This window comes from Lysinibacillus fusiformis, assembly GCF_003049525.1.
In the GTDB taxonomy this organism is placed as follows: Bacteria; Bacillota; Bacilli; order Bacillales_A; family Planococcaceae; genus Lysinibacillus; species Lysinibacillus fusiformis.
This window is the reverse complement of sequence record NZ_PYWL01000002.1, coordinates 408399-431671: the sequence shown is the minus strand read 5'-3', so window position 1 is coordinate 431671 and position 23273 is coordinate 408399. Positions and strand designations below refer to the sequence as shown.

At 39.2% G+C, this 23273-nt stretch carries 24 protein-coding genes; 7 read left to right on the top strand and 17 right to left on the bottom strand.

What is annotated here, in order from left to right:
- Positions 1–40: 40 nt before the first annotated feature.
- The 5 genes from C9J29_RS06965 to C9J29_RS06945 form a co-directional block, all read right to left on the bottom strand.
- Positions 41–1870: a peptide ABC transporter substrate-binding protein gene (locus C9J29_RS06965; protein ID WP_237068763.1), complete on the bottom strand. Its 1830-nt coding sequence runs from the start codon at positions 1868–1870 to the stop codon at positions 41–43.
- Positions 1871–2066: 196 nt separating this feature from the next.
- Positions 2067–2861, bottom strand: coding sequence for a M55 family metallopeptidase (locus tag C9J29_RS06960; RefSeq protein WP_107921837.1), 795 nt, complete (start codon positions 2859–2861; stop codon positions 2067–2069).
- Positions 2858–3394, bottom strand: a complete 537-nt coding sequence (locus tag C9J29_RS06955; protein WP_107921836.1) for a M15 family metallopeptidase — start codon at positions 3392–3394, stop codon at positions 2858–2860. The genes C9J29_RS06960 and C9J29_RS06955 overlap by 4 nt, the downstream gene beginning before the upstream one ends.
- Positions 3395–3875: 481 nt before the next feature.
- On the bottom strand, positions 3876–4934 hold the full coding sequence (locus tag C9J29_RS06950) for a DmpA family aminopeptidase (protein ID WP_008175648.1): 1059 nt from the start codon (positions 4932–4934) through the stop codon (positions 3876–3878).
- 1 nt (position 4935) lies between these two features.
- On the bottom strand, positions 4936–5634 hold the full coding sequence (locus tag C9J29_RS06945; protein ID WP_008175646.1) for an aspartate/glutamate racemase family protein: 699 nt from the start codon (positions 5632–5634) through the stop codon (positions 4936–4938).
- A 185-nt stretch (positions 5635–5819) separates the two neighbouring features.
- On the opposite strand from C9J29_RS06945, the gene C9J29_RS06940 reads away from it, so the two are divergent.
- Positions 5820–7214 (top strand): alanine/glycine:cation symporter family protein, encoded by a 1395-nt coding sequence (locus C9J29_RS06940; protein ID WP_008175645.1) that lies wholly within the window; start codon positions 5820–5822, stop codon positions 7212–7214.
- A 44-nt stretch (positions 7215–7258) separates the two neighbouring features.
- On the opposite strand, the gene C9J29_RS06935 is transcribed toward C9J29_RS06940, so the two are convergent.
- From C9J29_RS06935 to C9J29_RS06925, 3 genes are all read right to left on the bottom strand, one after another.
- Positions 7259–9220 carry a methyl-accepting chemotaxis protein gene (locus tag C9J29_RS06935; RefSeq protein WP_107921835.1) on the bottom strand — a complete coding sequence of 654 codons (1962 nt, stop codon included), beginning with the start codon at positions 9218–9220 and terminating at the stop codon, positions 7259–7261.
- Between the two features lie 364 nt (positions 9221–9584).
- Complete coding sequence (locus tag C9J29_RS06930) at positions 9585–11264, bottom strand: methyl-accepting chemotaxis protein (protein ID WP_089984964.1); 1680 nt, start codon at positions 11262–11264, stop codon at positions 9585–9587.
- A 156-nt stretch (positions 11265–11420) separates the two neighbouring features.
- Positions 11421–12242: a hypothetical protein gene (locus tag C9J29_RS06925; RefSeq protein ID WP_089984966.1), complete on the bottom strand. Its 822-nt coding sequence runs from the start codon at positions 12240–12242 to the stop codon at positions 11421–11423.
- Between the two features lie 104 nt (positions 12243–12346).
- On the opposite strand from C9J29_RS06925, the gene C9J29_RS06920 reads away from it, so the two are divergent.
- A complete protein-coding gene (locus C9J29_RS06920) occupies positions 12347–12901 on the top strand; it encodes a hypothetical protein (protein WP_043989988.1) in 555 nt (184 codons plus the stop codon).
- 37 nt (positions 12902–12938) lie between these two features.
- Here C9J29_RS06920 and C9J29_RS06915 read toward each other — a convergent pair whose 3' ends face one another.
- The 5 genes from C9J29_RS06915 to C9J29_RS06895 all read right to left on the bottom strand — a co-directional run bounded on the left by C9J29_RS06915 (position 12939) and on the right by C9J29_RS06895 (position 14949).
- Positions 12939–13478: a DUF1572 family protein gene (locus C9J29_RS06915; protein WP_089984968.1), complete on the bottom strand. Its 540-nt coding sequence runs from the start codon at positions 13476–13478 to the stop codon at positions 12939–12941.
- A gap of 113 nt (positions 13479–13591) precedes the next feature.
- Positions 13592–14200 carry an SCO family protein gene (locus C9J29_RS06910; RefSeq protein ID WP_069480901.1) on the bottom strand — a complete coding sequence of 203 codons (609 nt, stop codon included), beginning with the start codon at positions 14198–14200 and terminating at the stop codon, positions 13592–13594.
- Positions 14201–14304: 104 nt separating this feature from the next.
- Positions 14305–14427, bottom strand: a complete 123-nt coding sequence (locus tag C9J29_RS06905) for a YvrJ family protein (protein WP_083796479.1) — start codon at positions 14425–14427, stop codon at positions 14305–14307.
- A gap of 67 nt (positions 14428–14494) precedes the next feature.
- Positions 14495–14719, bottom strand: coding sequence for a DUF2922 domain-containing protein (locus C9J29_RS06900; protein ID WP_008175631.1), 225 nt, complete (start codon positions 14717–14719; stop codon positions 14495–14497).
- A 14-nt stretch (positions 14720–14733) separates the two neighbouring features.
- On the bottom strand, positions 14734–14949 hold the full coding sequence (locus C9J29_RS06895; protein ID WP_008175630.1) for a DUF1659 domain-containing protein: 216 nt from the start codon (positions 14947–14949) through the stop codon (positions 14734–14736).
- 121 nt (positions 14950–15070) lie between these two features.
- On the opposite strand from C9J29_RS06895, the gene C9J29_RS06890 reads away from it, so the two are divergent.
- Positions 15071–15499, top strand: a complete 429-nt coding sequence (locus C9J29_RS06890; protein WP_008175629.1) for a DUF2621 domain-containing protein — start codon at positions 15071–15073, stop codon at positions 15497–15499.
- 483 nt (positions 15500–15982) lie between these two features.
- On the opposite strand, the gene C9J29_RS06885 is transcribed toward C9J29_RS06890, so the two are convergent.
- From C9J29_RS06885 to C9J29_RS06875, 3 genes are read right to left on the bottom strand one after another with little or no spacing between them, the layout of a single operon-like run.
- Positions 15983–16477 carry a CcdC family protein gene (locus C9J29_RS06885; RefSeq protein WP_107921834.1) on the bottom strand — a complete coding sequence of 165 codons (495 nt, stop codon included), beginning with the start codon at positions 16475–16477 and terminating at the stop codon, positions 15983–15985.
- A 24-nt stretch (positions 16478–16501) separates the two neighbouring features.
- Positions 16502–16888: a response regulator gene (locus C9J29_RS06880; RefSeq protein ID WP_008175626.1), complete on the bottom strand. Its 387-nt coding sequence runs from the start codon at positions 16886–16888 to the stop codon at positions 16502–16504.
- 34 nt (positions 16889–16922) lie between these two features.
- Positions 16923–17633 carry a cytochrome c biogenesis CcdA family protein gene (locus C9J29_RS06875; protein ID WP_008175625.1) on the bottom strand — a complete coding sequence of 237 codons (711 nt, stop codon included), beginning with the start codon at positions 17631–17633 and terminating at the stop codon, positions 16923–16925.
- A gap of 353 nt (positions 17634–17986) precedes the next feature.
- On the opposite strand from C9J29_RS06875, the gene C9J29_RS06870 reads away from it, so the two are divergent.
- From C9J29_RS06870 to C9J29_RS06855, 4 genes are all read left to right on the top strand, one after another.
- Positions 17987–18718, top strand: coding sequence for a FadR/GntR family transcriptional regulator (locus C9J29_RS06870; RefSeq protein ID WP_090001824.1), 732 nt, complete (start codon positions 17987–17989; stop codon positions 18716–18718).
- A gap of 142 nt (positions 18719–18860) precedes the next feature.
- Complete coding sequence (locus C9J29_RS06865; RefSeq protein WP_096364120.1) at positions 18861–19577, top strand: (Fe-S)-binding protein; 717 nt, start codon at positions 18861–18863, stop codon at positions 19575–19577.
- 15 nt (positions 19578–19592) lie between these two features.
- Positions 19593–21023 carry a LutB/LldF family L-lactate oxidation iron-sulfur protein gene (locus tag C9J29_RS06860; protein WP_107921833.1) on the top strand — a complete coding sequence of 477 codons (1431 nt, stop codon included), beginning with the start codon at positions 19593–19595 and terminating at the stop codon, positions 21021–21023.
- Positions 21020–21736, top strand: a complete 717-nt coding sequence (locus C9J29_RS06855; RefSeq protein WP_089984982.1) for a LutC/YkgG family protein — start codon at positions 21020–21022, stop codon at positions 21734–21736. Before C9J29_RS06860 ends, C9J29_RS06855 begins: the two co-directional genes overlap by 4 nt.
- A 126-nt stretch (positions 21737–21862) precedes the next feature.
- Here C9J29_RS06855 and C9J29_RS06850 read toward each other — a convergent pair whose 3' ends face one another.
- A complete protein-coding gene (locus C9J29_RS06850) occupies positions 21863–23158 on the bottom strand; it encodes an MFS transporter (protein WP_008175620.1) in 1296 nt (431 codons plus the stop codon).
- Positions 23159–23273 lie beyond the last annotated feature (115 nt).

Below are 23273 nucleotides of genomic sequence, written 5' to 3'. Positions count from 1 at the left end.
TGTTCCTTTCGGTATCTCCTTTTTTATCTACGATCCCCTACTACTTTTTAGCATTCGCTAAAGCGTCAGCACACTCTTGTTCCCACTGAGCAAGCGCTTTCTTAAATTCATCATTACTCATTGGCTTTTCCAATACTTGCTGACCTTTAAATTTCTCGGCAGTTACACCAAATGGTGAATACTGTGCCTCGAAAGGATTTAATTTGGATGCAACATAGCCACTACCTCCAACGGAATATGGAATCACTAAGGCTTCTTCAATTAAAAAGGCCTCTGCCTTCGCAAACAGCTCATACCGTTTTGCCACATCAATCGTTACCTTTGCTTCATCCACAAGGTTTTGATACGTCGTTTTTCCATTGGCTTCTGTGTAACCCTCAGCTAATTCAGGTTTATTATAAGTACCGTCCACTGTAAATGGATCTGTATACGTGGATGGATCTGCATAATCTGGCCCCCAGTTAGCTTCTAAAAGTGCAAATTTCCCAGGACGACGCACCTCAGATAAAAAGCCTGTCGCTGGACCTGCCTCTACAATAATGTCGACATAATCTGTCCCCAGTAATTTTTCAATTTGCTGCTCCACTACTTGGGAACGATTTGCCCAGTCTGGACTACCCGCATTATATGGCAATAACACTTTTACAGGGAATGTAGCTTTACCCGCTAATGCCACTTTTGCTTTTTCTTTGAATTCAAGTGCTAGTTCTTTATTAAAGGAATCCTCATTGGAAATAGTTGCAAATGGCGTTAATTGTGTGTAATCTACCCCTGCAACATCTACAAAGTTTTTGGGGGTAATCGTGTTGCTCAGCAAATCGGCTGGATTATAAGGCTCCACCGTTAACATGGCGGAAACACGGTCCAGTGCATGGAATATTGATTTTCGGAAATCTTTGTTGTTGACGGCGATCTTCCAGTTATCTGGTTCATATTCTGCGTCAAATTGTGGGTTAAAGTTGAGAGCGTAGAAGTAGGTATAGAAGTTATTTTGTGTTTGACGAACTTGAGATTTTTTCTTATCATCCTTAAACCATTCATCAATAATGGAAGTAGGAATACTAGCGGAATCAATTTCTCCACGTAAAAACAGTTCGGGTGCTACCGTTGCAGCTTCTTTATTATATTTATAGCGGATACGATCAATCAGTACTTTGTCTTGATCCCAATACGTATTGTTTTTTACAAGAACACGCTCATTTTGCGGCTCAAATTTATCTAAAATATAAGCGCCATTATAAAGGAAATTTTCACGTGTTGTTCCAAAGTCCGCCCCTTTTTCTGCAATGAACTTACCATTCACTGGGAAGAAACAAACGTAGTTTAACATAGAAAGAAAATAAGGTGTCGAAGCTTCTAAAGTATATTCTACTGTATGTTCATCCAACGCCTTTATGCCTACCTGCTTGAAATCTGTCATTTCACCGTTATAGAATGCCTCTCCATTTTTGACAACTGTCGCAATCCAGGCTGTCGAGGATTCATTTTTGGCATCAAGGACATACTGCAAGCCGTCCACAAAATCCTGTGCAACTACATCCGCATATTCCCTCCCTTCATGTGTCACCCATTTGGCATCATCACGTAACTTGAAGGTCCATACGGTTGCATCTTCATTTGCCGACCATTCTTTCGCTAATCCCGGCTGGACTACCCCGTATTTATCATACTCAATAAGACCATCTACCATATTCGCCGCCACCGCAAACTCATTCGTTTCAGACGTTTTTAAGTAATTTAATGTTTTAATTTCCCCTGAATATACCACACGATATTCTGATGCTTTTTCACCCGATTTTTCATCATTGCAGGCTACACAAAACAATACGACCAAACATACGAAAAGCCACCAATATTTTCTCACATGCATCCCCCTAGTCATCTTTTTATAATGAAAATCCTATTGGAAGGACCGATGTCATGACCTTCAATAGGATTTTTCAAACATAAGCTAGGTCCCTCTATATGGACCCTCTCTCTATATACGAATCCAAAATTACTTATTCCACATGACAACAGCGTGTCCTATTGGCACACACACTCTAAGCAAAAGCTCATCCACACAGTCAAGTTAAAAATTGTAAAATACGTAATACTTCATAAAAATCGTCTGTGACGAATTCTACTGTATTATGTGGTTTAAATGTGGCATTTGGATAAAAGGAATTACGATAGGCACGTGTATGATCTCGATAGATGATTTCTACCATAAAGCGTTCTGGTAATGGTACCTGAATATGTTGACGTGGCACCTTCATCGAGGAAGCTACCAGTCGCTTGGTTTCCATAATCGTTAGCTTCGGGCTGACACTAATAGTTGCATTCCCTATTCCTTCTTTGGTCGCGAAGGTCACAATGTTTTCATTAACGGCATGAATTTCTTCAGTCAAGCCAACATCACCACTGACAAATGAAACAGGAACACCATGTAATGCTGCTGCATACGTATTAATTAAAAATTCACTCGCATACTCACCATTTATTTTGACATCCGCATACGTGCAAAGCGTATGGGATAGCGGATTACGCTCGCTTCCCCCCTTACTGTGATAGCCAATAAAAATCGCACGATCAAAGCTTTGATCGAGACCTGCTACCATACACATCGGATCGTAAGTCCAGCCACGGATTACCTTACAGTTGATAGGTAAATTCGAAATATCGAGATTGCGTGCTGAATCGTGCGCATCCTTCAATAGTATTTCTGTTGCTCCACCCGCTATCGCCCCTTCAATGGCCGCTTCTACTTCTCGAGTCATTTGTTGTTGAAAGAATTGATAGTCAGGTGCGTTTAACTCTGTTTCACTCCATGTAGTTGTACCCGTAATGCCTTCTATATCGGCGCTAATATAAACTTTCATTGATATCGAATCTCCTTTATTTCATGATCACGTATCGTTACCTGAATGGCTCCATAACAGGCTGTTTTAGCTTGCACTCGTCTCGCCCACTCCATATTATGGAAATCGTAATGCCACCATTCCTCTCCATAATTACTAAAGCCTACTTGTGTCATACAGTTGTATAATAAACGTCGATGTTGACAAGCCTCTGGATTCTCGTTTAGGTTATGTTCAAAATAACGTGTAGCTGATTTTTCATTCATTTCATCAAAGGCTGTACCGAGATTCAAAGCTTTCCCTTGTCTATCAGCAAGCGTTAGATCAATAGCACCACCTGTTAAATGGGGTGCCAAATGAGCAGCATCTGCGCTTGGCATTGCGACATACTTTTTGGTTGCCTGCAGTAATTCCTGTTCTGTGGCGTGAGGCATAATGCGCGCCAATTGCAGTGAAAAATAGTTAAATAAATACTGTTGAACTTGGAATGGGCGATAGCCGTCATAGAGGAGCAGGCTATACTCCTTCGGTAATAGTGTCAAAGCATGCTGCAAGCGTTCAACTACACCAGCACGTACATAAATGGCTCGTAAACTATTAGGAATCTTTTGCTGATAGTAGATAGGTTCTATAAAAATTCTTTTATATGCAGCAGTAATCTGTATTAGAGGCTCTTGGCTTTCGCTAACAGATGGGCTCTCAGGAGAGTTTCCATTCGAAGCCGTTCCAATCGGTTGAAAGAGGTTTACAATACTAGAACACCTCCGTTTAATTATTAGATAATTCAGTTTTTTAAAATGAATAGTATCATATCTCTCTATTATTGACTAGATAAAAATACAATTATTACAAATTAATGGCTATTTTCTTATAATGATTCATAATCCAGCAAAAAATCGTCGAAAAATCTCCTTTATCCTCTAGTTAAGAATTTATTCATCTCATGACCCACACATGCTAAAAAAATGTGGAATCTTATGTACTTACGCAAAAAAAGGTTATCGAAACATTATCTATGTCTCAATAACCTTTTCGCTATGCCTTTTGAAATGAGTAGGCTTCTACTTGATGTCCGTTGCGACCAATTGTTGTTTGTGCCTGAGCTAGTGAATTGAGAATGGCTTCCTCAGTTGCCTCTGCCGCAGCTACAAATAACTGATTCATAACGGGATGATCCTCACGGAGCTGTATTCTTGTTTCTACAAGCTGTTCAGACATATGCGGGATGTTATGTGCAGTTGTAAAGCCTATCACAATGTCTCCACTGCCATGTGAGTAATGACTACCTGTCCGACCTAAACCTATCCCACAGCGTTTAATGACTCTCTTCAATTGACGACTGCTAAGTGGAGCATCTGTAGCAAGGACTATCATAATCGACCCATCTGTAGGAGCTAGAGTCGAGGCACATTGGTTTGCGGGAGCAACATAACGTTCCGCTAAAAATTCCGAACTATGACCAAAATTACTAAGTACCATGCAGCCCACCGTATAGCTAATTTCATTTTTATCGACTTTGACAATACGAGAAGAGGAACCAATTCCCCCTTTATAGCCAAAGCACATCATCCCTTTTCCAGCACCAATCGCTCCTTCCTGTGCTGTATTCGGAGAGGCATTATGAATGGCTTCTACCGCATGCTCAGCTGTTACTGAACATGCTCGGATGGAATTTAAATAACTATCATTGCATTCGCCCACAACTAGATTGATGGTGCCAGTCGTATGCCCAATGTCCTGATTCATGTCGAGCATATATCGCAATGTTCCCTGCGTAACTGCTGGTACCCCAAATGTATTCGTGAGCATTATCGGTGATTCGATCACACCTAGCTCATTCACCTGTACGAGTCCAGTTGTTTTGCCGAAGCCATTTAACACATAGCTAGCCGCTGTAACTTTATGCTGAAATAAATTCTCCCCATGCGGTAAAATAGCTGTGACTCCTGTACAGGCGTAACCACCTTCATGATCTAATGACTCATCCAATGTGACATGTCCTACTCGTACCCCTGCAACATCGGTAATACAATTTTTCTGCCCAACCGGTAATGTACCCACTTCAATGCCGAATTGTCTTACCTTTCCCTGCATATTACGTTTCCTCCTGAATCGCCATTGACACAGCTGCCTGTGCATGAATTGCCGTTGTATCAAATACTGGAACATCGATATCCTGCTGTTGTATAAGTAAGCCAATTTCGGTACAGCCAAGAATTACTCCTTGCGCTCCTGCCTGCACAAGGTCATTAATCACTTGGATATAATAGGACTTTGAATTTGGTACAATGCTCCCCAAACATAATTCCTCATAAATGATCCGGTTTACTTCCATACGTGAGTGGTAATCTGGCACAATAACCTCTATTCCATACCCCTCTACCCTCGACTTATAAAATTCCTGTTCCATTGTGTACATAGTTCCAAGGAGCGCTATTTTTTGTAGTCCAGCCTCTTTTATTTGGTTAGCTGTGGCATCTGCAATATGTAAAATAGGGATGGTGATGGCCTCCTCAATAACCGCTACGACCTTATGCATCGTATTTGTACAAATAACGATAAAATCTGCACCTGCCTGTTCAAGTGACTGTGCGGCTTGAGCTAGCACGAAGCCAGCTTTGTCCCATTGTCCCCTCGCTTGAAAATGCTCAATTTGCTGGAAATCAACACTATACAAAATACATGTTGCAGAATGAAGGCCCCCAAGCTTTTGTTTGATCTGTTCATTTAGAAGCTTATAATATTCGGCTGAGGATTCCCAGCTCATCCCACCAATCAATCCGATTGTTTTCATCTTCCAATCTCCCTCCTTTATTCTATTATTATACGCGTTTGCAAAATAAAAATAAGAGAATTTTCGGAATTTACCACTCTTATAGGAAAACTCAAAACTTTATTATAATTTATTATATTAGAAAGGTTGATTTTTCATAAAAAAACAGTGTAGACTAAAGCGTACTGTGAAAGGAGGAATAACTTATGGAATGGATTTCAAATATTGTTGATAGTGGAAATAATATTTTATGGACATATATCCTGATTATCTTATTATTAGCTGCTGGACTATATTTTTCATTTGGTACAAAATTTGTACAAATTCGTCTTTTTCCTGAAATGTTTCGTCTGATTGTCGAAAAAAGGGAGGGAGACTCAGGGGTTTCGCCATTCCAAGCCTTTACGATTAGTGCCGCTTCACGTGTAGGCACTGGGAACATTACAGGTGTTGCCTTAGCCATTGGTGTCGGTGGACCAGGTGCAGTATTTTGGATGTGGATTATTGCTATATTAGGAATGGCAACAGCCTTCATTGAAAGTACTTTAGCACAGGTCTATAAAGTAAAGGATGGCGATACGTTCCGAGGTGGACCTGCCTATTACATGGAAAAAGCGTTAGGTCAAAGAAAACTAGGTATCATTTTTAGTATTCTATTAACACTAAGTTTTGGATTTATATTTAATGCAGTGCAGTCTAACACAATTGCTACTTCGGTTGGGGAAGCATTTGATATAAGTCCAAAGCTCATTGGAGGCTTACTTGTAGCACTAACAGCATTAATTATTTTTGGTGGTGTACAAAGAATTGTCAAGGTAACGCAAGTCCTTGTACCGGTTATGGCCATCTTCTATTTACTTGTAGCCCTTTTTGTTGTGGTGACAAATTTATCAGAAATACCAAATGTTTTTAAATTAATTTTCACACATGCATTTGGTCTACAAGAAGCTGCTGGTGGAGCAATTGGAGTCGCTATTATGCAAGGGGTACGTCGTGGTTTATTTTCAAATGAAGCTGGGATGGGTAGTGTGCCAAATGCTGCGGCGACTGCTAATACCTCACATCCTGCTAAGCAAGGGCTTGTACAAAGCTTAGGCGTCTTTTTCGATACGATTATGATTTGTACAGCAACAGCCTTTATCATTATTTTAGCTGGTTTATATGATAAAGGTGAAAGTAATGGTATTATTTTGACGCAAAATTCCCTAGCTGTACATGTTGGGGATTGGGCTCCTTATTTTATTGCCATTTCCATTATCTTCTTTGCTTTCAGTTCGATCATCGGTAACTATTACTATGGTGAATCTAATATCGAATTTATAAATGCCCATAAGGGTTGGATGATTATGTATCGCATACTAGTACTAGTCATGGTTATGTTCGGCTCTGTAGCACAAGTTCAACTTGTATGGAATTTAGCAGATTTATTTATGGGGCTTATGGCTTTCATCAATATTGCTATCATCATGATTCTTGGTAAAATTGCCTTCCTTGTATTAGATGATTTTACAGGCCAACGCAAAGCAGGTAAAAATCCTGTCTTTTATGCCAAATCAATTCCGACATTAAAAAATACTGATTGTTGGGAAGAAGATCGATAAAATAGGAACGCCCCTCCATTGTAATGAATGGAGGGGCGTTTTTTTTAATATTTGAACTGACTAATTAGTTGTTTTAATTCATCTGCCATATGTGCAAGTGCTTGTGCCGAGGCATTGATTTCTTCCATTGATGCTAACTGTTCCTCTGTTGAGGCTGCAACATCTTCAGAAGCGGCAGCATTCCCTTTGGCTGAGAAGGCTAAATCTTCCGTCACCGCTGCTACCTCTTGCACACCAGCAGACATTTGCTCGGAGGCAGAAGAAACCTCTTCCATTTTTGGCGTAATTTCATTCATACTTGTCCTAATTACTTGGAATTTCGTAATGGCTTCATCAGAAATATGTAAACCACTTTGAACATCCTCCGTTACCTTAGCCATAATACTTACAGATTGCTCTGTTTCTTGTTGAATCCCACGTATTAGATCAAATATTTGTTTAGCCGATTCCTGTGATTGCTCGGCTAGCTTACGGACTTCGTCTGCGACAACCGCAAAGCCTTTTCCATGCTCCCCTGCTCTTGCTGCTTCAATAGCGGCATTTAAAGCCAGTAAATTAGTTTGATCCGCAATGCTTGTAATAACATCTAAAATGGATGTAATTTGCTGTGAACGCTCATGTAAGGTTTGAATTTTAGCATTGGAATCAGCAACAGATAAATGAATAGACTGCATTTGATCCTTTGTATTTTGGACAGCTTGTCCGCCCTCATCTGCTTGTAATGTCGCATGCTGTGAAAGGTCCGTCACAGCGGAAGAAATTTCAGCAATATGAAGAATGGCTGTTGAAAGCTCATGTAATGATTCTGCATTTTTATTGGCACTAATAGTCTGACCATCTGCACTTGACGCAACATCTTGAATAGAAATAGCGACTTTTTCGGTTGCTATACTTGTTTGATTCGCATTAGCTGTTAGCTCTTCAGCAGACGATGCCACTTCCTCTGCATTTTGTTCAATTTTTTGAATAAGCGTCCGCAAACTTTCCTGCATATCGTTAAAGGCTTGTCCTAATTGTCCAATTTCATCCTTCGAAGTTATTGTAACAGTCTCTGTCAGATCACCTTTACTGATCGTAACGGCACTATCTTTTAATGCTTTAATTGGTTTAATGACAGCCTTCATCACGAAGTAGAAGATTATAGAACTAATCACGACAGCTGCAAGCAGAACTATGATGGTATGAGTTAAAATCGATGAAGCCGATTCATCAATTTCCTTAGAAAAGATCGTACCTGTAATTTTCCAATTGGTTACCTCATTCGTCGTATAGAACAAAATACGATCATCGCCGTTAAAGACGTATTCATAGGTGCCAGAGGGACTTTCGTACATTTTATCTAGGAAACTTTCTTTTAGCTTGCCACCCGCTTCTAATGTAGGATGTGAAATGACCAGATTGTCTTCCCCAAAAATAGAGGGATACCCATTTTTCCCAATTCGAATGGAATCTGCAATTTTTTGAAGGTTTGTTAACTTAATATCAATAGCAACAACCCCTGACCGGTCCTTGATCTGTTTAGCAACCGTTACAACCATATCACCAGTTCCCGCATCTTTATAAGGGTTAGTAATTAACGTTTCACCTTTTAAAGCAGTCGCTTGTTTATACCAATCTCGATCTAATGGATTATAGTCCGCATCATTCAATTTTGGTACCTGAGAAAACGAACCATCATTTGTTCCAACATAAATACTTAAAACGTCTGGATTAAGCTGTCCATATTGCTTAAACTTCGATTCGATAGAAGCTTGTGATTGCTTAACTTGTTGTGCATCTATTTCACTACTAAACACTTGAATGTCATTCATCTTATCAGTAATAGTTTGATCGATAAGCTTATTTAAAATGCCCACACTTTCATTGGCACTAAATAAGATTTCTTCTTCTATCGAATCTTTAGCTGATAAATAAGATAAACTACCTACAGATATAACAGGGATTAGTAATACTAGTGCAAATAGCGTATAAAGCTTGCCCTTAAAACTGCTAAATATTTTCTTCATATATTATTCTCCTTTTGTTTCTTGAAGTGAAAAATATCACTTGTCAGCCTGATATTTGCTACAACCATTCCCACTCTGTATCTGTTTTACATCTCTCCCATAGCTTTTATCGGATGAAATATTATTTTTCAAACATATTTATGATTTTTCTATTATTCAGTCTTTACAGATAACTATAAATCCCTGTAATTGTCAGGAAGAACAAACTATTAGCCCATCACTTCCTAATCATGACTATATGAAAAATGGCAACTATTGATCCCGATTCTAAAGGAATTTGAACTTGCTGAAATGATTGGAAAGTAAAAATAAAGAGGTTGTCCAATGATCTATTTGACCATTAGACACCTCCTTTATCATGACCTTAATATTTAAATGTTTGTATGGATTCCTGTAGATCTATCGCCATTTTCGCTAAATGGGTGGAAGCTGCCGCTACTTCCTCCATCGCCGCATTTTGCTCTTCCGAAGAAGCGGCAACGCTTTGCACATGACGGCTTGATTTCATAGATACTTCACCTATGTAATTGATCTCTTGGACCAGCTTTTCAATATCTTGATGGATAGTACGAATGGCTGCGGTAACTAATTCCGTTTGTGCTTGTACATCCGTAATGGCATCATCAATTTGTATAAAATTATCTCTTGCCACATTGACCTTATCACGACCTACATGCACCGAATCATTGCTATTGACCATATCTTCTTCAATTATTCTTGTACTGTCAGTAATCTGTGCTACTACTTTTTCAATTTCCACTGCTGCAAGATTCGACTCATCTGCTAGTTTGCGTACTTCCTCAGCGACAACGGCAAACCCTTTCCCATGCTCACCGCTCCGGGCTGCTTCGATGGAGGCATTGATAGCAAGCAAATTGGTCTGTGTCGCAATACTTTTAATGACGTTCACAGCGGCTACAATGGCTGCTGAATTATCATCTAAATCTTGGACGCGCGTATTTAATTCACTCGTGTTGGCTGAAATTTCATCCATCTGTACCGTGGCAACATGGACAGAAGAACGACCTAAACTCGCCATATTTTTCGTTTCGACGGTTGCATCATTAACGTTTTGAATGCTAGTGGAAATATCATTCATTTTCTTCAAAATATGGGCCGATAAATTTCGTACATCGCCTGTTAACGTATCCTGCTCATCAATTCCTTGTGCAATGTCTTGAATTGATTCAGTGACGACTTCCGTTGCCTGTGTAACCTCCAAGCTACTAGCCGTTAGCTGCTCAGAGGTAGCGGCTACTTGCTCAGAGGAATCTCCTACTTGCTTCATCATTTGACGAAGTTTTTCTGACATGCTATTGAATGACTCGGCTAGATGTGCAAATTCGTCCTTTGTTTTGAATTGTAGATGAGCATGTAAATTCCCCTCTGAGAATGTATCCATTTCTCTGACTGTTAGCTGAATGTTTTTAGCAACTCTTCTACCAAATACAGTAGCAATAATGATGCTAATGAGGAGAGAAATTGCCGCCAATATCATTATTTCAATACCACTTCTTTCCCCTTTTTCCTTTGTCGCCTCAATATGTGCTAGCATGTCTTCCTGTTGTGCAGTAGCCATTGTCTTACCAAAGACTACAAGCTTCAAAGAGCCATCCCCTAAAATCGGCAAGGCTACTTGCTGAGCCTGTTCTATTTCGCCACGTTTATAAAGCGGAATAATCTGTCCATCTATCGCCTTTTCCCAATCATCAAGCTGTTGTAAAAATTGCTCAAAATCTTGATTGCGAGCGCCTATTTCTTGGAGGCGATTAATGGATGTATGTAAGGTATTGCGAATTTCATGATGATTGTTCAACATTTCTTCCTTACCATATAATATAAATCCTCGAATAGCTGCATTTGCACGCACTGTTTGGAACGAGATATCTTGATATAGATGGATTAATTCCGTATTGTCTTCGATTTCAGCTAGTGTCTTATTATTATTTGTTAAGAAATACATCGCAATGGCTGTAATCATTAATAAGAAGGCTAGCACTATACCAAAAGCCATTTGTAGTTTACGTTCCACAGTTAATCTCATATGATTCCCTCAATTCTACTGTAATCACCATAGAGTATATCCTATCTAAATCTATTATCCTATAGAATATGTACCTTTCCTCACAAAACATCGCTAAAATTTAACAATAATGCAAACTCCACCTGAAAACTATTGACAATAATATCCACTATTTTGCTAGTTAAAATAGGAAATAATCCATTGAAAGCCATGGAGATAAAACGAAAAGATCGGGACAAGCAGGACCATTTTCATGAAAAGCTCTCTTTTTTCAACATATTCTCGAATACCTGAAGTAAGCATCATGACACTTAATAATAATAAGCTATGCTGAGCCCCATATATTTGCATCGAAATGGTGATGATTAATGGCAGGATGATAGGAAAAAGAAAATCAGCTGAAAGTCGCTTCCCTTTCTGTTTAATTAATTTTGTCGAAGTTGTTTTCGATGTACCTCCTATTAATTTCTTTGCAAGCAGATAAGCTAAACTAAAAAATAAAACGGTATAAATAATAAATAAAAACAACGGCATTCGGCTTTCTTCATTCAACCAACGAAAATAATCTACCACTTCTGCTGTTGGCAGTTGATAATACTGCATCGTTTTTTGGTCCATGAGAAATAATTCTTCATCCTCCACCATTACCTTGACGGCCATTTCCTTTCCATTATCAAAACGTATATATAAATCACTTGTTGGGGTAGGTTGGGCGGGTCGACTGATAGGGACTTTTTTAGTTCGTAAAGCTTGTAGAAGGTGTTCTGTATCTTGTACCTCATAACGGTTAAGGTAGAACACATGCTTTAATGGATATAAATATTGCTCCTTGCCATCACTTCCAGACATATACCATGCCTGTTGGATAGTTTGAAATTGACTATAAGAAAGAGATACTAGTTCGTCTCTTTGCCTCTCATTGTCCAAAAACAGTAAGAGGGTGATAAGGCTAAGCGTCATGCCAAGTAGTAATGTAAGTAAATGTCCAATCCGTTTCATAGCTAAAACTCCTTTAACCTTTACATATATAGTAATTATTGTAATATACAGTTTACCCATCCAATAGGTTTCATCTATACTAAAGGAAGGAGGTGGAACGGCAAATGAGCAAGCCAGAATTATACGTTAATGTAGTAGTAGGACCTAATTGTGATTTCGAATCAATGGCCATCCGTGCTGCACTTGAATCCTTTGGTGCAAGGGTAACCCTTCATTTAATTGGTAGACCCAATGATTTGATTGATGTTTTATCAGGCGTTGATCTACATGGCAAGATGGATTATCTAATTTTGAACTTTCACGGAGATGAAGGACGGTTTTGTCTGCCTGAGCTAGGGGAGGATGTTTATGAAGTTAATGAACCAAAGAGTATATACTTTGGTCCATTGGATGTACAAACTTATAGCCGCCTCCAAGGTGTAAAGGTTATTGCAGCAGGCTGTACATTAGGGTGCGAACAGCTGGCAACAGCATTTTTGCAAAGTGGCTGCCACTCCTATTTAGCACCAGATGACTATATCGATGGTAACGCCAATCTTATGTTTCTAATTCGCTTTTTCTATGAGATCATCTCTCATCATAAAAATCAGCAGGAAGCATTTGAACTAGCTCAAGCCATTGATTCGGAGACTGCGATGTACAAGCTTTATTTGTCATAAAAAAGATCGTAGCAACTACTAATTGCTACGATTTCTCTTATTTTTCATGGCTATTTTCAAGCATGGCCTTGTTAAACGCTTGCGACTGTCCTCTCGCTATACTTAACGTTTGCCACTCAGCTCCCTTTACTTGCTTCGCGATATAAATCATTTGACCAATATGCTGTGAATAATGAGCCATTTGCCTTTCTATCGCATCAATTACCGCTAGCTTTTCCCCTCTGATTGTAACATGCCCCTGCAAATCGGATTCTTTAATACTCGCCAAAGCATCTAAAAATACTTGCCAGCCCTCTTCCCAAACTGCGAGAATGGCTTCTTTTGTAGACAGACTATTAATAAACTCATCATCCCGATTTCGTGTAGTTTTCTCACCATCTGTCGTTAAAAAATCAGTCCAGCGCGAAAGCATATTACCACTAACATGTTTAACAATGACCGCGACACTATTGGATTCTTCATTATATGCCCAGTGCAACTCAGCCCCTTCTAGTTGGGCCAGTGCCCCATCCCCTAGCTCTTTCACATTGTTAAACCTTTTTTGGATGACCTGTAAATATGTTTGTGCAATCGTCATAAACGCACCCCCATCCCCTCTTTTTTATTATTATAAATGGAAAATCTTACTGTTTACCAGCTAATAGTCGTCATATAATTAAAACCGTCTCAAAAATTCGAGACGGTTGCTAATTATAAATTTTCATCAACATATGTTTCAATATCAGAAGCTATTGTATCAATTGGTACATCTTCAATATTTTCAGCGAAGCCATTATACATTTTAACGATTGTTCCATCTTTATCGACTAGGAAAAATTGATTACCATGGATAACTTGATCACTATTAGGATCGTTTTTCACTAAAATTTTCGTATTTTTAACCGCAAACTGTTCAATATATTTTTGTGAATAACCTGTAAGAAGATTCCATTTAGAATCATCTGGCACATTATATTTACTAATATAGTTGGCTAATACTTCTGGCGTATCAACATCTGGATCTACGGAAAAGGCGACGATATTATAATCCTCTACTCCTTTTTTCTGTAGCTTTTCTTGGACTTGTGCCATATTCAAGGACATTGGTGGGCAAATCGATACACAATTCGTGAAAATATACATACCAATCCATGGCTTGCCTTTTAAACTTTCAAGTGAAACCGTCTCTCCACGTTGATTGACATGTTCAAAATCAGGTATTTCCAAACTATAATCTGCTTTAAATTTGGAATTCCCACAGGCACCTAGAACAGTCGCACAGGCTAAAAGCAATACTAGCCCAATTAGTTTATGTTTCATGTTAACACTCTCCCTAACCTACACTACCATCATCCTAACTTAGGCTGTAAGCGTTGACAAGAACTTCTAGGTGACAGCTTTCGTACATATTTGTGAAATTAATTTCATTTTAAGGAAACAAGTGCCTCATGTATTGCATCTAGCTTTACCTCGACACGGTGTAATAAATAAAAGGACACTATTATCGGGAAACCAATATCTGAAATCATGCTTAACCACTGTTCCATCGTTATGCCCCCTTTCACTTAGGTAAAAATGGCCTTTGCATTTTTCTTAGCAAAGACCATTTTTGCATTATTCTGTTGCTACATCAAATTCTATTACTTTTCGTTCTACAATACGAGCGCCTTTAATAGCTGCTAAGGCGCCAGCTTGTCCTGAAAATACATTTTTAGTCACTATAGTTTGCATGACCTTTTGAATGTCTGTTGCGGTAATAGCAGGCTTCGGTGCATCAATCGTCAGCGTAGATGTTTTACCATCCGCTGTCACAAATTGTAACTCTAAAACTTGTGCCATCTTCTGATCCCCCCTTAAGATAATTCGCTGGTTTCTTGCTTTTCAATACTAACCACGGCTAGTGATGAAAGACTGGCCATCGCATGCGCGACAGCTACTAAATCGTCCTCATTATGTGTCTTAGCGAGATTTCGATACGATTTAGTAATGTATGTTGGCTCGTTTTGATCATTGTAGCCTTCCACATATTTAAGTCTTAGGGTAGCATGTAAAAAATTTACATTCGCCATCCATCCTCACCTCCCTTCAAACACTATATAAAGACGAATTGCTAAAAAAGGGACATTATAGGATGAATTTTCTTTCGGAAGCTTTTATAATAGAATCAGAGAAGGCAAAGAGGTGAACGATTTGTTACAAGGTTGGTTTTTATGGTTTATTTTATTTTGGGTAGTTGTCCTCATTTCATTGATGGCGATTGGCGGCTTTTTCATGTTCCGCAAGTTTTTAAAAGCACTCCCAAAGCAGGATGGAAAGTCTGATTTAGATTGGCAGGAATTTTATTTAGATAAAACAATCCATTTATGGGGACAAGCTGAAAAAGAGTTACTCTATGAGCTTGTAAGCCCTGTCCCAGAGCTCTTTAGACAAGTAGCAAAGGAGAAAATTGCAGGAAAAATTGGCGAGCTCGCTTTAGAGGAAAAAGCACCTGCTATTAATAATGACCTCATAATTCGCGGCTACATCCAAGCAACACCGAAACGCGATCACAAATTTTTACGCAAAAAATTAGAGCAAATGCAAATTGACATCGCCCCCTACGAACATTTATTTGAATAAAGAAAGCTACGCTGCACATACGCTTGTGCAGCGTTTTTTTTGGGGTTTAACGGGGTTGTTTACTTCGTTTTCTATGTTACTTTTTTAGCGGGGCATCCTTATTTGCGGTTTTATTCGGTATTTTTACGATTGTATCCGTCACTTTCGGCGCTCTATCCGTCACTTTTGCGATTCTATCCGTCACTTTCGCGGTTTTATCCGTCACTTCGCTGGTTTTATCAGTCAACTTTTACCGAGGCAGCCTCATTTGGTGCCCTATCCGCCATTTTTCCCACTCTATCCGTCACTTTCGCGGTTCTATCCGGCACTTCTCTTGTTTTATCCGCCACTTTTGCCTATGCAGCCACCTTTGGAGCTCTATCCATCACTTTTCTTCGTTTTATCCACCACTTCTGCCGAAACAGCCTCCTTTCTCGTGCACCAACCACAAATCCACCCCACCACCCAACTCAAGAGCATAAAAAAACTACACTAGTTTGAGTACTAGTGTAGTTGGGGAATCGTTCTTTTGATTTTTTTAAACTGGATTAGCATGGCGATTCGCCAAGGTACTAACATGGCGAAGGCTAGGATCCAGAACATGCCAGCTAATTCGCCGACATCGATGGAGTTGCTTAAAATCATTTTGGCCACTACTCGGAATATTAATAAACCAAATAATATAAAAACGAATGCTTTTGAACGTTTTAAATAAATATCTCGACCCTTCACTTCGAATTTGGAAGTGGCAATTAAAATGGTCGAGAACACCATTCCTACAGCGGCTGCTTCTAATATTTGCATGGGTGGCACTCGGAATTGTTCAAATAAAAACATGAGTGCACCAGAAGACATCGCGATTGGCGGAATAATAATTTTCTTCTCATTTGTTGGCATTTTGGAAGCTCTCATACGTATGACCATGACAAAGCTACCCATAAGAATGGCCATAATGGTTGACCCAATAACATAATAGTGAGAAGGGATATTGCTTAACATAAAAGATCCTCCTCTAATGTCAAATTAGCAATTTTGTCCAAGTAATTGGTCAGCGACGGCTCTTAATCTTTCTGGCTCAAAGGGCTTGGTAATAAAATCTTTTGCCCCACTTTCAATCGCTTCTACAATTAACTTTTGTTGGCCTAATGCTGTTACCATAATTATTTTTGCATTTGGAAACTCTGGGATAATTTTTTTTACTGCCGCAATACCAGTCATAACGGGCATCGTTACATCCATTGTTACTAAATCTGGTTGTAACTCTCGATACATAGCCACAGCTTCTTTACCATTTGCTGCCTTACCTACTACCTCGTAACCCCATTCTGAAAACATATTACTGATTGCAACACGCATAAATAGCGTATCATCCACTACTAAAACTGTAGGCACATGTTCATCTCCCTCCACGTTAAAGTACGGTATGCCTCTTTAGTGTATCAAATTAAAAGCCTGTAAATCCACCGAAAATTGGCTGTAATATACGAGTAATATACGTTAATCCATCAAAGAATAACAAAATACCCACGGCAATCATTATATAACCACCGATTTTCACGATTTTTTGGCTGTGTGTGCGAATCCATGTCATACGTGAAATAAAGAATGATAACACAAAGAATGGAATCGCGAACCCTAAATAATAGGCGAACATATAGCTAAAGCCCGCTCCTGGGTTTGTACTAGCCAACATTATAATAGAAGCTAAAATTGGTCCTGTACATGGTGTCCATCCTGCCGCAAAGGCAATACCAATTAAAACGGATCCCAAATAGCCAGATGGTCGATTTTTAAATTGAAACTTTCGATCCTTCATGAGGAAATCAATTTGTAGTAATCCTACAATCATTAAACCAAATACTACGATTAAAATGGCACCAACCTGACGTAGTAAAGTTTGATAGTTCAGGAAAAACTCTGCCGCATATGAGGCACTTAGTCCAATTATGATAAAAATAATTGAAAATCCTAGTAAAAAGAATAGTGTGTGGAAAATGGCACGCTTTTGTAGCATCCCTTTTTCTGATTTTAGCTCATCTAATGTCATACCAGTTATGTACGATAAAAATGCTGGATACAATGGGAGGGTACATGGTGAAATAAAACTTAAAAACCCTGCACCAAAAGCTAAAAATACGTTAATATCTGATCCCATATTTTCGATCGCTCCTTACAGTTACTGCATCCATCGTACCAAAAAACATGATAAATTGCGCCCTTCCTGATTGTGAACGTTTCATGGCAAAATGATGAGATTTCTGAAAAGTCCTTCCCATACATGTAGAACACCTAATAAGCTACTTCTGCATTATGCGCCCCTGTTGATTTTCTGTCAACAAAATTCGCCATTATTCTACAACATCAAATAGGTTGGCAAATCTCATTTAAATCAGCTCTACACCCATTTTTTATAGACCATATATGGTTAATTAGTGAGTGATTCACTAATCTTCATGTATACTATTCATAACAAACGTGCATTTGATTGAAAAAAAGAGGTGTAGCTCCTTGGAATTAAGAAAAATTAAACCTAAAAAAATCTATGAAGAAGTGTCCGAAATTTTGCATGAGAAAATAAGAGCGGGTGTTTTAAAGCCTGGTGACCGACTGGACTCGGTGGAACAGCTTGCTGAACAATTACAAGTTAGCCGATCTGCTGTGCGAGAGGCGCTGTCTGCTTTAAAGGCAATGGGATTGATTGAAATCAAACAAGGCTCTGGGACTTTTGTCAAAAGTGTGCCTCCAAATAGACTGGATTTTCCATTATCTACAGCCATGTTATCGAATAAACTTGATATTGCCCGTTTATTAGAGGTGCGCAAGATCATTGAAGTAGGAGCAGCCGCAAGTGCAGCCATCAACCGTACGGAACAGGATATTCAAGCAATGGTTCAAATTTTAGAGGACATGAAGCAAGCCCATGGAGATGGTGAACTTGGTGAAAAGGTGGATTATCAATTTCATGTGGCGATTGCGACTGCCTCCCAAAATCCCCTACTTGCTACCATTCTAGATCAAATTTCTGGCCTGATGATTGATACGATGAAAGAAACACGCCGCATTTGGTTGTACTCTAAAAAAACAACAAGCGAGCAACTATATGAGGAACATATGAATATCTTCCTTGCTATTCAGCAGCAAAATGAAGAATTGGCTAAGCAGGCGATGACCTTTCATTTAAGCAATGTTGAAAAGGTTCTATTGCAGTATTTTGAAACAACCGACTCTCATCCACTTTAAAACAGCCTAGCTCTCGACTAGGTTGTTTTATTTTTTCTGAAAATTCTATCAAAACATCTTCTTTCTTAGAAAAATTTGTAGTATGATTCATATAGCTATAAGTCATCTGATGACCTGTTGTTTATAAAAAGGAGCGATGCATATGAAAGTAACTCTCTTTGCTACTTGCCTAGTGGATTTGTTTCAGGGAGATGTAGGGAAAGCCGTAGTGGAAGTATTAGAAAGACTTGGCTGTGAAATTGATTTTCCTGAGGAACAAATATGCTGTGGACAGCCCGCTTATAACAGTGGCTATGTGAAAGAATCAAAAAATGCGATGAAAAGAATGATCGGTGCCTTCGAGCATGCCGAATACGTCGTCTCCCCCTCTGGTTCTTGTGCTTATATGTTTAAGGAATATCCAGAGGTTTTTAAGGGGGATCCTCTATGGGAATCAAAAGCAAAGGCATTGGCAGCCAAAACATATGAGTTTACTGAATTTATTGTCAACGTATTAAAGATAGAGGATGTTGGAGCACATTTAGAGGGCAAAGCTACTTACCATACTTCCTGCCATATGACTCGCCTCCTCGGTGTGACTGAGGCTCCATTGAAGTTATTACAAAACGTCGATGGTTTACAGTATGTGGAGCTTCACGGAAAAGATAGGTGCTGCGGGTTTGGTGGCACATTCTCTGTCAAAATGGGCAATATTTCTAGCGAAATGGTTCATGAAAAGGTCCACCATGTAGAGGAGACAGGGGCGGACTATTTAATTGGAGCAGATGCTGGCTGTTTAATCAATATTGGTGGTCGTATTCATCGCCAAGGTAAACCGATTAAAGTGATGCATATTGCAGAGGTTTTAAATTGTCGATAAGAGGGGGAAACATTAATGGCCATGAAAACTAGTAATGATCGCTTTTCGGACCGTGTCACAAAAGAGCTTGACAATCCATTTATGCGGAGTGCTGTTTCTAATGCTCAGGACCGCTTTCAAACTCGTCGTCTACAGCAAACTCTAGAACTTGGAGATTGGGAAGAATGGCGTTCACATGGAGAGGAAATACGTAAACATGTTTTAGAAAACCTAGATTATTATCTACACCAATTAAGTGAAAATTTTGCCAAAAGAGGTGGCCATGTTTTCTTTGCTCAAACTGCTCAAGAAGCGACAGCCTATATTCAAGGTATTGCGAAAAAGAAAAATGCCGCTAAAATTGTTAAGTCAAAATCGATGGTAACCGAGGAAATTAACCTTAATGCTGCTTTAGAGGAACTAGGCTGTGAAGTGATAGAAACGGACTTAGGTGAATACATTTTGCAGGTTGCAGATCACGAGCCTCCATCCCATATTGTGGCTCCTGCTCTGCATAAAAACAAAGAGCAAATTCGAGATGTGTTTAAAGAAAAACAAGGTTACGCTCAATCGGAAAAGCCGGAGGAGCTTGCTCTTTATGTGCGTGATAAACTACGCGATGAATATTTAACTGCTGATATCGGTATAACAGGCTGTAATTTTGCCATTGCTGAAAGTGGATCGATTACTCTAGTCACCAATGAAGGTAATGCTGATTTAGTTACGGCTCTACCAAAAACTCAAGTCACTGTTATGGGAATGGAAAGAATTGTTCCTACCTTTGAAGAAATGGAAGTTCTTGTTAGCTTATTAACACGTAGTGCTGTAGGTCAAAAGCTAACAAGCTATATTACTACGCTTACAGGAATTAAAGAAGAGGGTGATTCAGATGGACCTGAGGAATTCCATTTAGTCATAGTGGATAATGGTCGCTCTGCCATACTTGGTGGCGAATTTCAGCCTATCTTACAATGCATTCGCTGTGCCGCCTGTGTCAACGCTTGCCCTGTTTATCGTCATGTCGGTGGGCATACGTATGGCTCTATCTATTCGGGCCCTGTTGGTGTGGTGCTCTCTCCGTTATTAGGAGGCTATGATGATTTTAAAGAGCTCCCCTATGCTTCAACGCTATGTGGTGCCTGTACGGATGCTTGCCCTGTAAAAATTCCTTTACATCAGCTTATTCATAGACATCGTCAGGTCATTGTTGAAAATGAAGGCAAAGCACCCGTTTCCGAAAAGCTATTAATGAAGGCATTTGGCTTAGGGGCTTCTTCCCCTACTTTGTATAAAATGGCTACAAAAATGGCCGCTCCTGCAATGTCTCCATTTACGAAAGACCATACGATTACTAAAGGGCTAGGTCCTTTAAAAGCATGGACTGAAGCACGGGATTTCCCTGCACCGAATAAAAACAGTTTCCGAGATTGGATGAAGCATCGAACAAAAGGAGATGAGGAATCATGACTGGTACCATTCAGCATCGAGAGAATTTTTTAGCAAACATTGCACAGCAGTTAGGGCGTTCACCTATTACAACGCTCCCCCGCCCCACTTGGCAGCATCAACCTCAAAACCGTACATTAAAAGATGCCACAAGAGACGAATTACTAGAGATTTTCACGAAACAATGCGCCAATATTCATACGAATATCGTGATTTCTAATTGTGCGAAGCTTTCTCAAGATCTACAATCTGTGGTGGACCATTATGGCGGACAATCCGTCATTACTTCTAAGGATGAACGATTTCAAGATTACGGACTATCTAAATTAATGACAGAAAAATGGCCACAGTCTAATATTCAATATTATGAATGGAATTCACAGCAACCAGAGGAAAATATTCAACAGGCTGAAAAAGCAAATATCGGTTTGACCATTAGCGAAATGACGCTAGCTGAGTCAGGGACGGCTATCCTTTTTAGCAGTAAAGATCAAGGAAGAAGTATTAGCTTCTTACCTAAACAATCAATTATTTTGATCCCGAAAAGTACAATGGTTCCACGTATGACACAAGCAGCACAGTGGATTCGTGAAAAAATCAAAAATGGAGAAAAAATTCCTTCTTGTATTAACTTTATTACAGGTCCTAGTAACTCGGCAGATATCGAAATGATCCTAATTGTTGGTGTACATGGCCCCGTTCAAGCCACCTATATCGTCATCGAGGATCGCTAAGCTCATAAAAACAGGAAAGCTGTTGAGATCTGCTACTTCTGGCGGTTGCAGTACTCTTATAAAAAGAAAACAGCAAAAGCTATCGTGACGTCACGATAGCTTTTGTCTACAGTCATAAGCATGCAATTATGTTGTTGAATGAGGCACACTTTTTGTGATGACTTCTTTTTCATAATACTCCGGATGTGCTTCTTTTAAGATAGAAGTACGTAGCATCACAAGTGAAATGATAATGATAATGACGCTTGTAACAGGCAATATGATCATGGCTGGTATAGCATCGTATAATACTCCATACACAACCATACCAATAGGCATCATGGACATTGCCATTGTTTCCATCAGTCCGAAAACGCGTCCACGGAATTCTTCCGAGATGTTTTTTTGCATATAGACCCCTATTGGCATATTAATACCCATTTCGAAAATGGCGAAAATAAAGTAAATGATTAAATAAAAACTAACAATTGCGATATAGGAAAAATTCGTGACTAATGGAATGACGGCTAAGGCAAGACTACCTGCCAACAGCAATAAGCTTATTTTTGAGAAACGTAATGGCGCTTTGACTTCTGGTCTTGTCGCAAAATAAAGGGAAGCGATAAGCATACCCGCTGCACCTGATGCCTGAATAAAACCAAAATGCGTTGATTCTACTTTTAGCAATTCAATGATAATAAATGTTCCGCCAACAGCGATAGCGGAAAAGAATAGATTAATCCATAATGCCACCCACATGATTGTTTTTATGACCTTACGCTGTTTTATATAATAGAAGCCGCCTTTAAGCCCTTCCCATACTTTTTCCTTCTTTACATCTTCTCCTCTTGTACTATAGAGTTTAAAATCCATTGTTGCCTCTAAGCAAAACGCTATGATATACGCTCCGATATTTACCATTAAAAATACGTCAATATTGAAAAATCCATACATCATACCACCAATGACGGGTCCCCCAATGGCAGCCACGGACATCGATAATTGATTAAATGACATCGCGCGCTGTAAACGTTCTGGATTAACAAGTGTAGCAATTGCAGATGAAAACGTAACCCCTGAAAATGCTGAACATATCGTATTAAAAACAGTAGCTATGTAAATAGCATAAACAGACATCCCTACCGTTTCTGTATAAATCAGTAATCCCCCTACGGTCAAAATGGTCCCTGCCTGCGCTAATAAAATTGTTCGTTTTTTTGAAAAATTATCCGCTACATAACCAGCCAATGGTGCTACGAGAGCACGAGGTAACACAGAACAAATCATATTGGTCGCAAAGCTCATGGCAGACCCTGTCATGGCTAATATATACAAGCTAAAACCAAACGCCATGACATTTGCCCCTAGCATGGCAATCATTTTACTCGCTGTAAATGTCCATAAATGATAGGTCGCTTTTTTTAATTTTTCCGCTTCATTCATCTTAAAACCCCTCCATTTTTTAACTAAATTAAAAAGTTTAATTTTATTAAACAAAATATACCACAGCTCCCCCTTTTCATGCAAGAAAAAGTTTAATATAATTAAACAAAAGGAG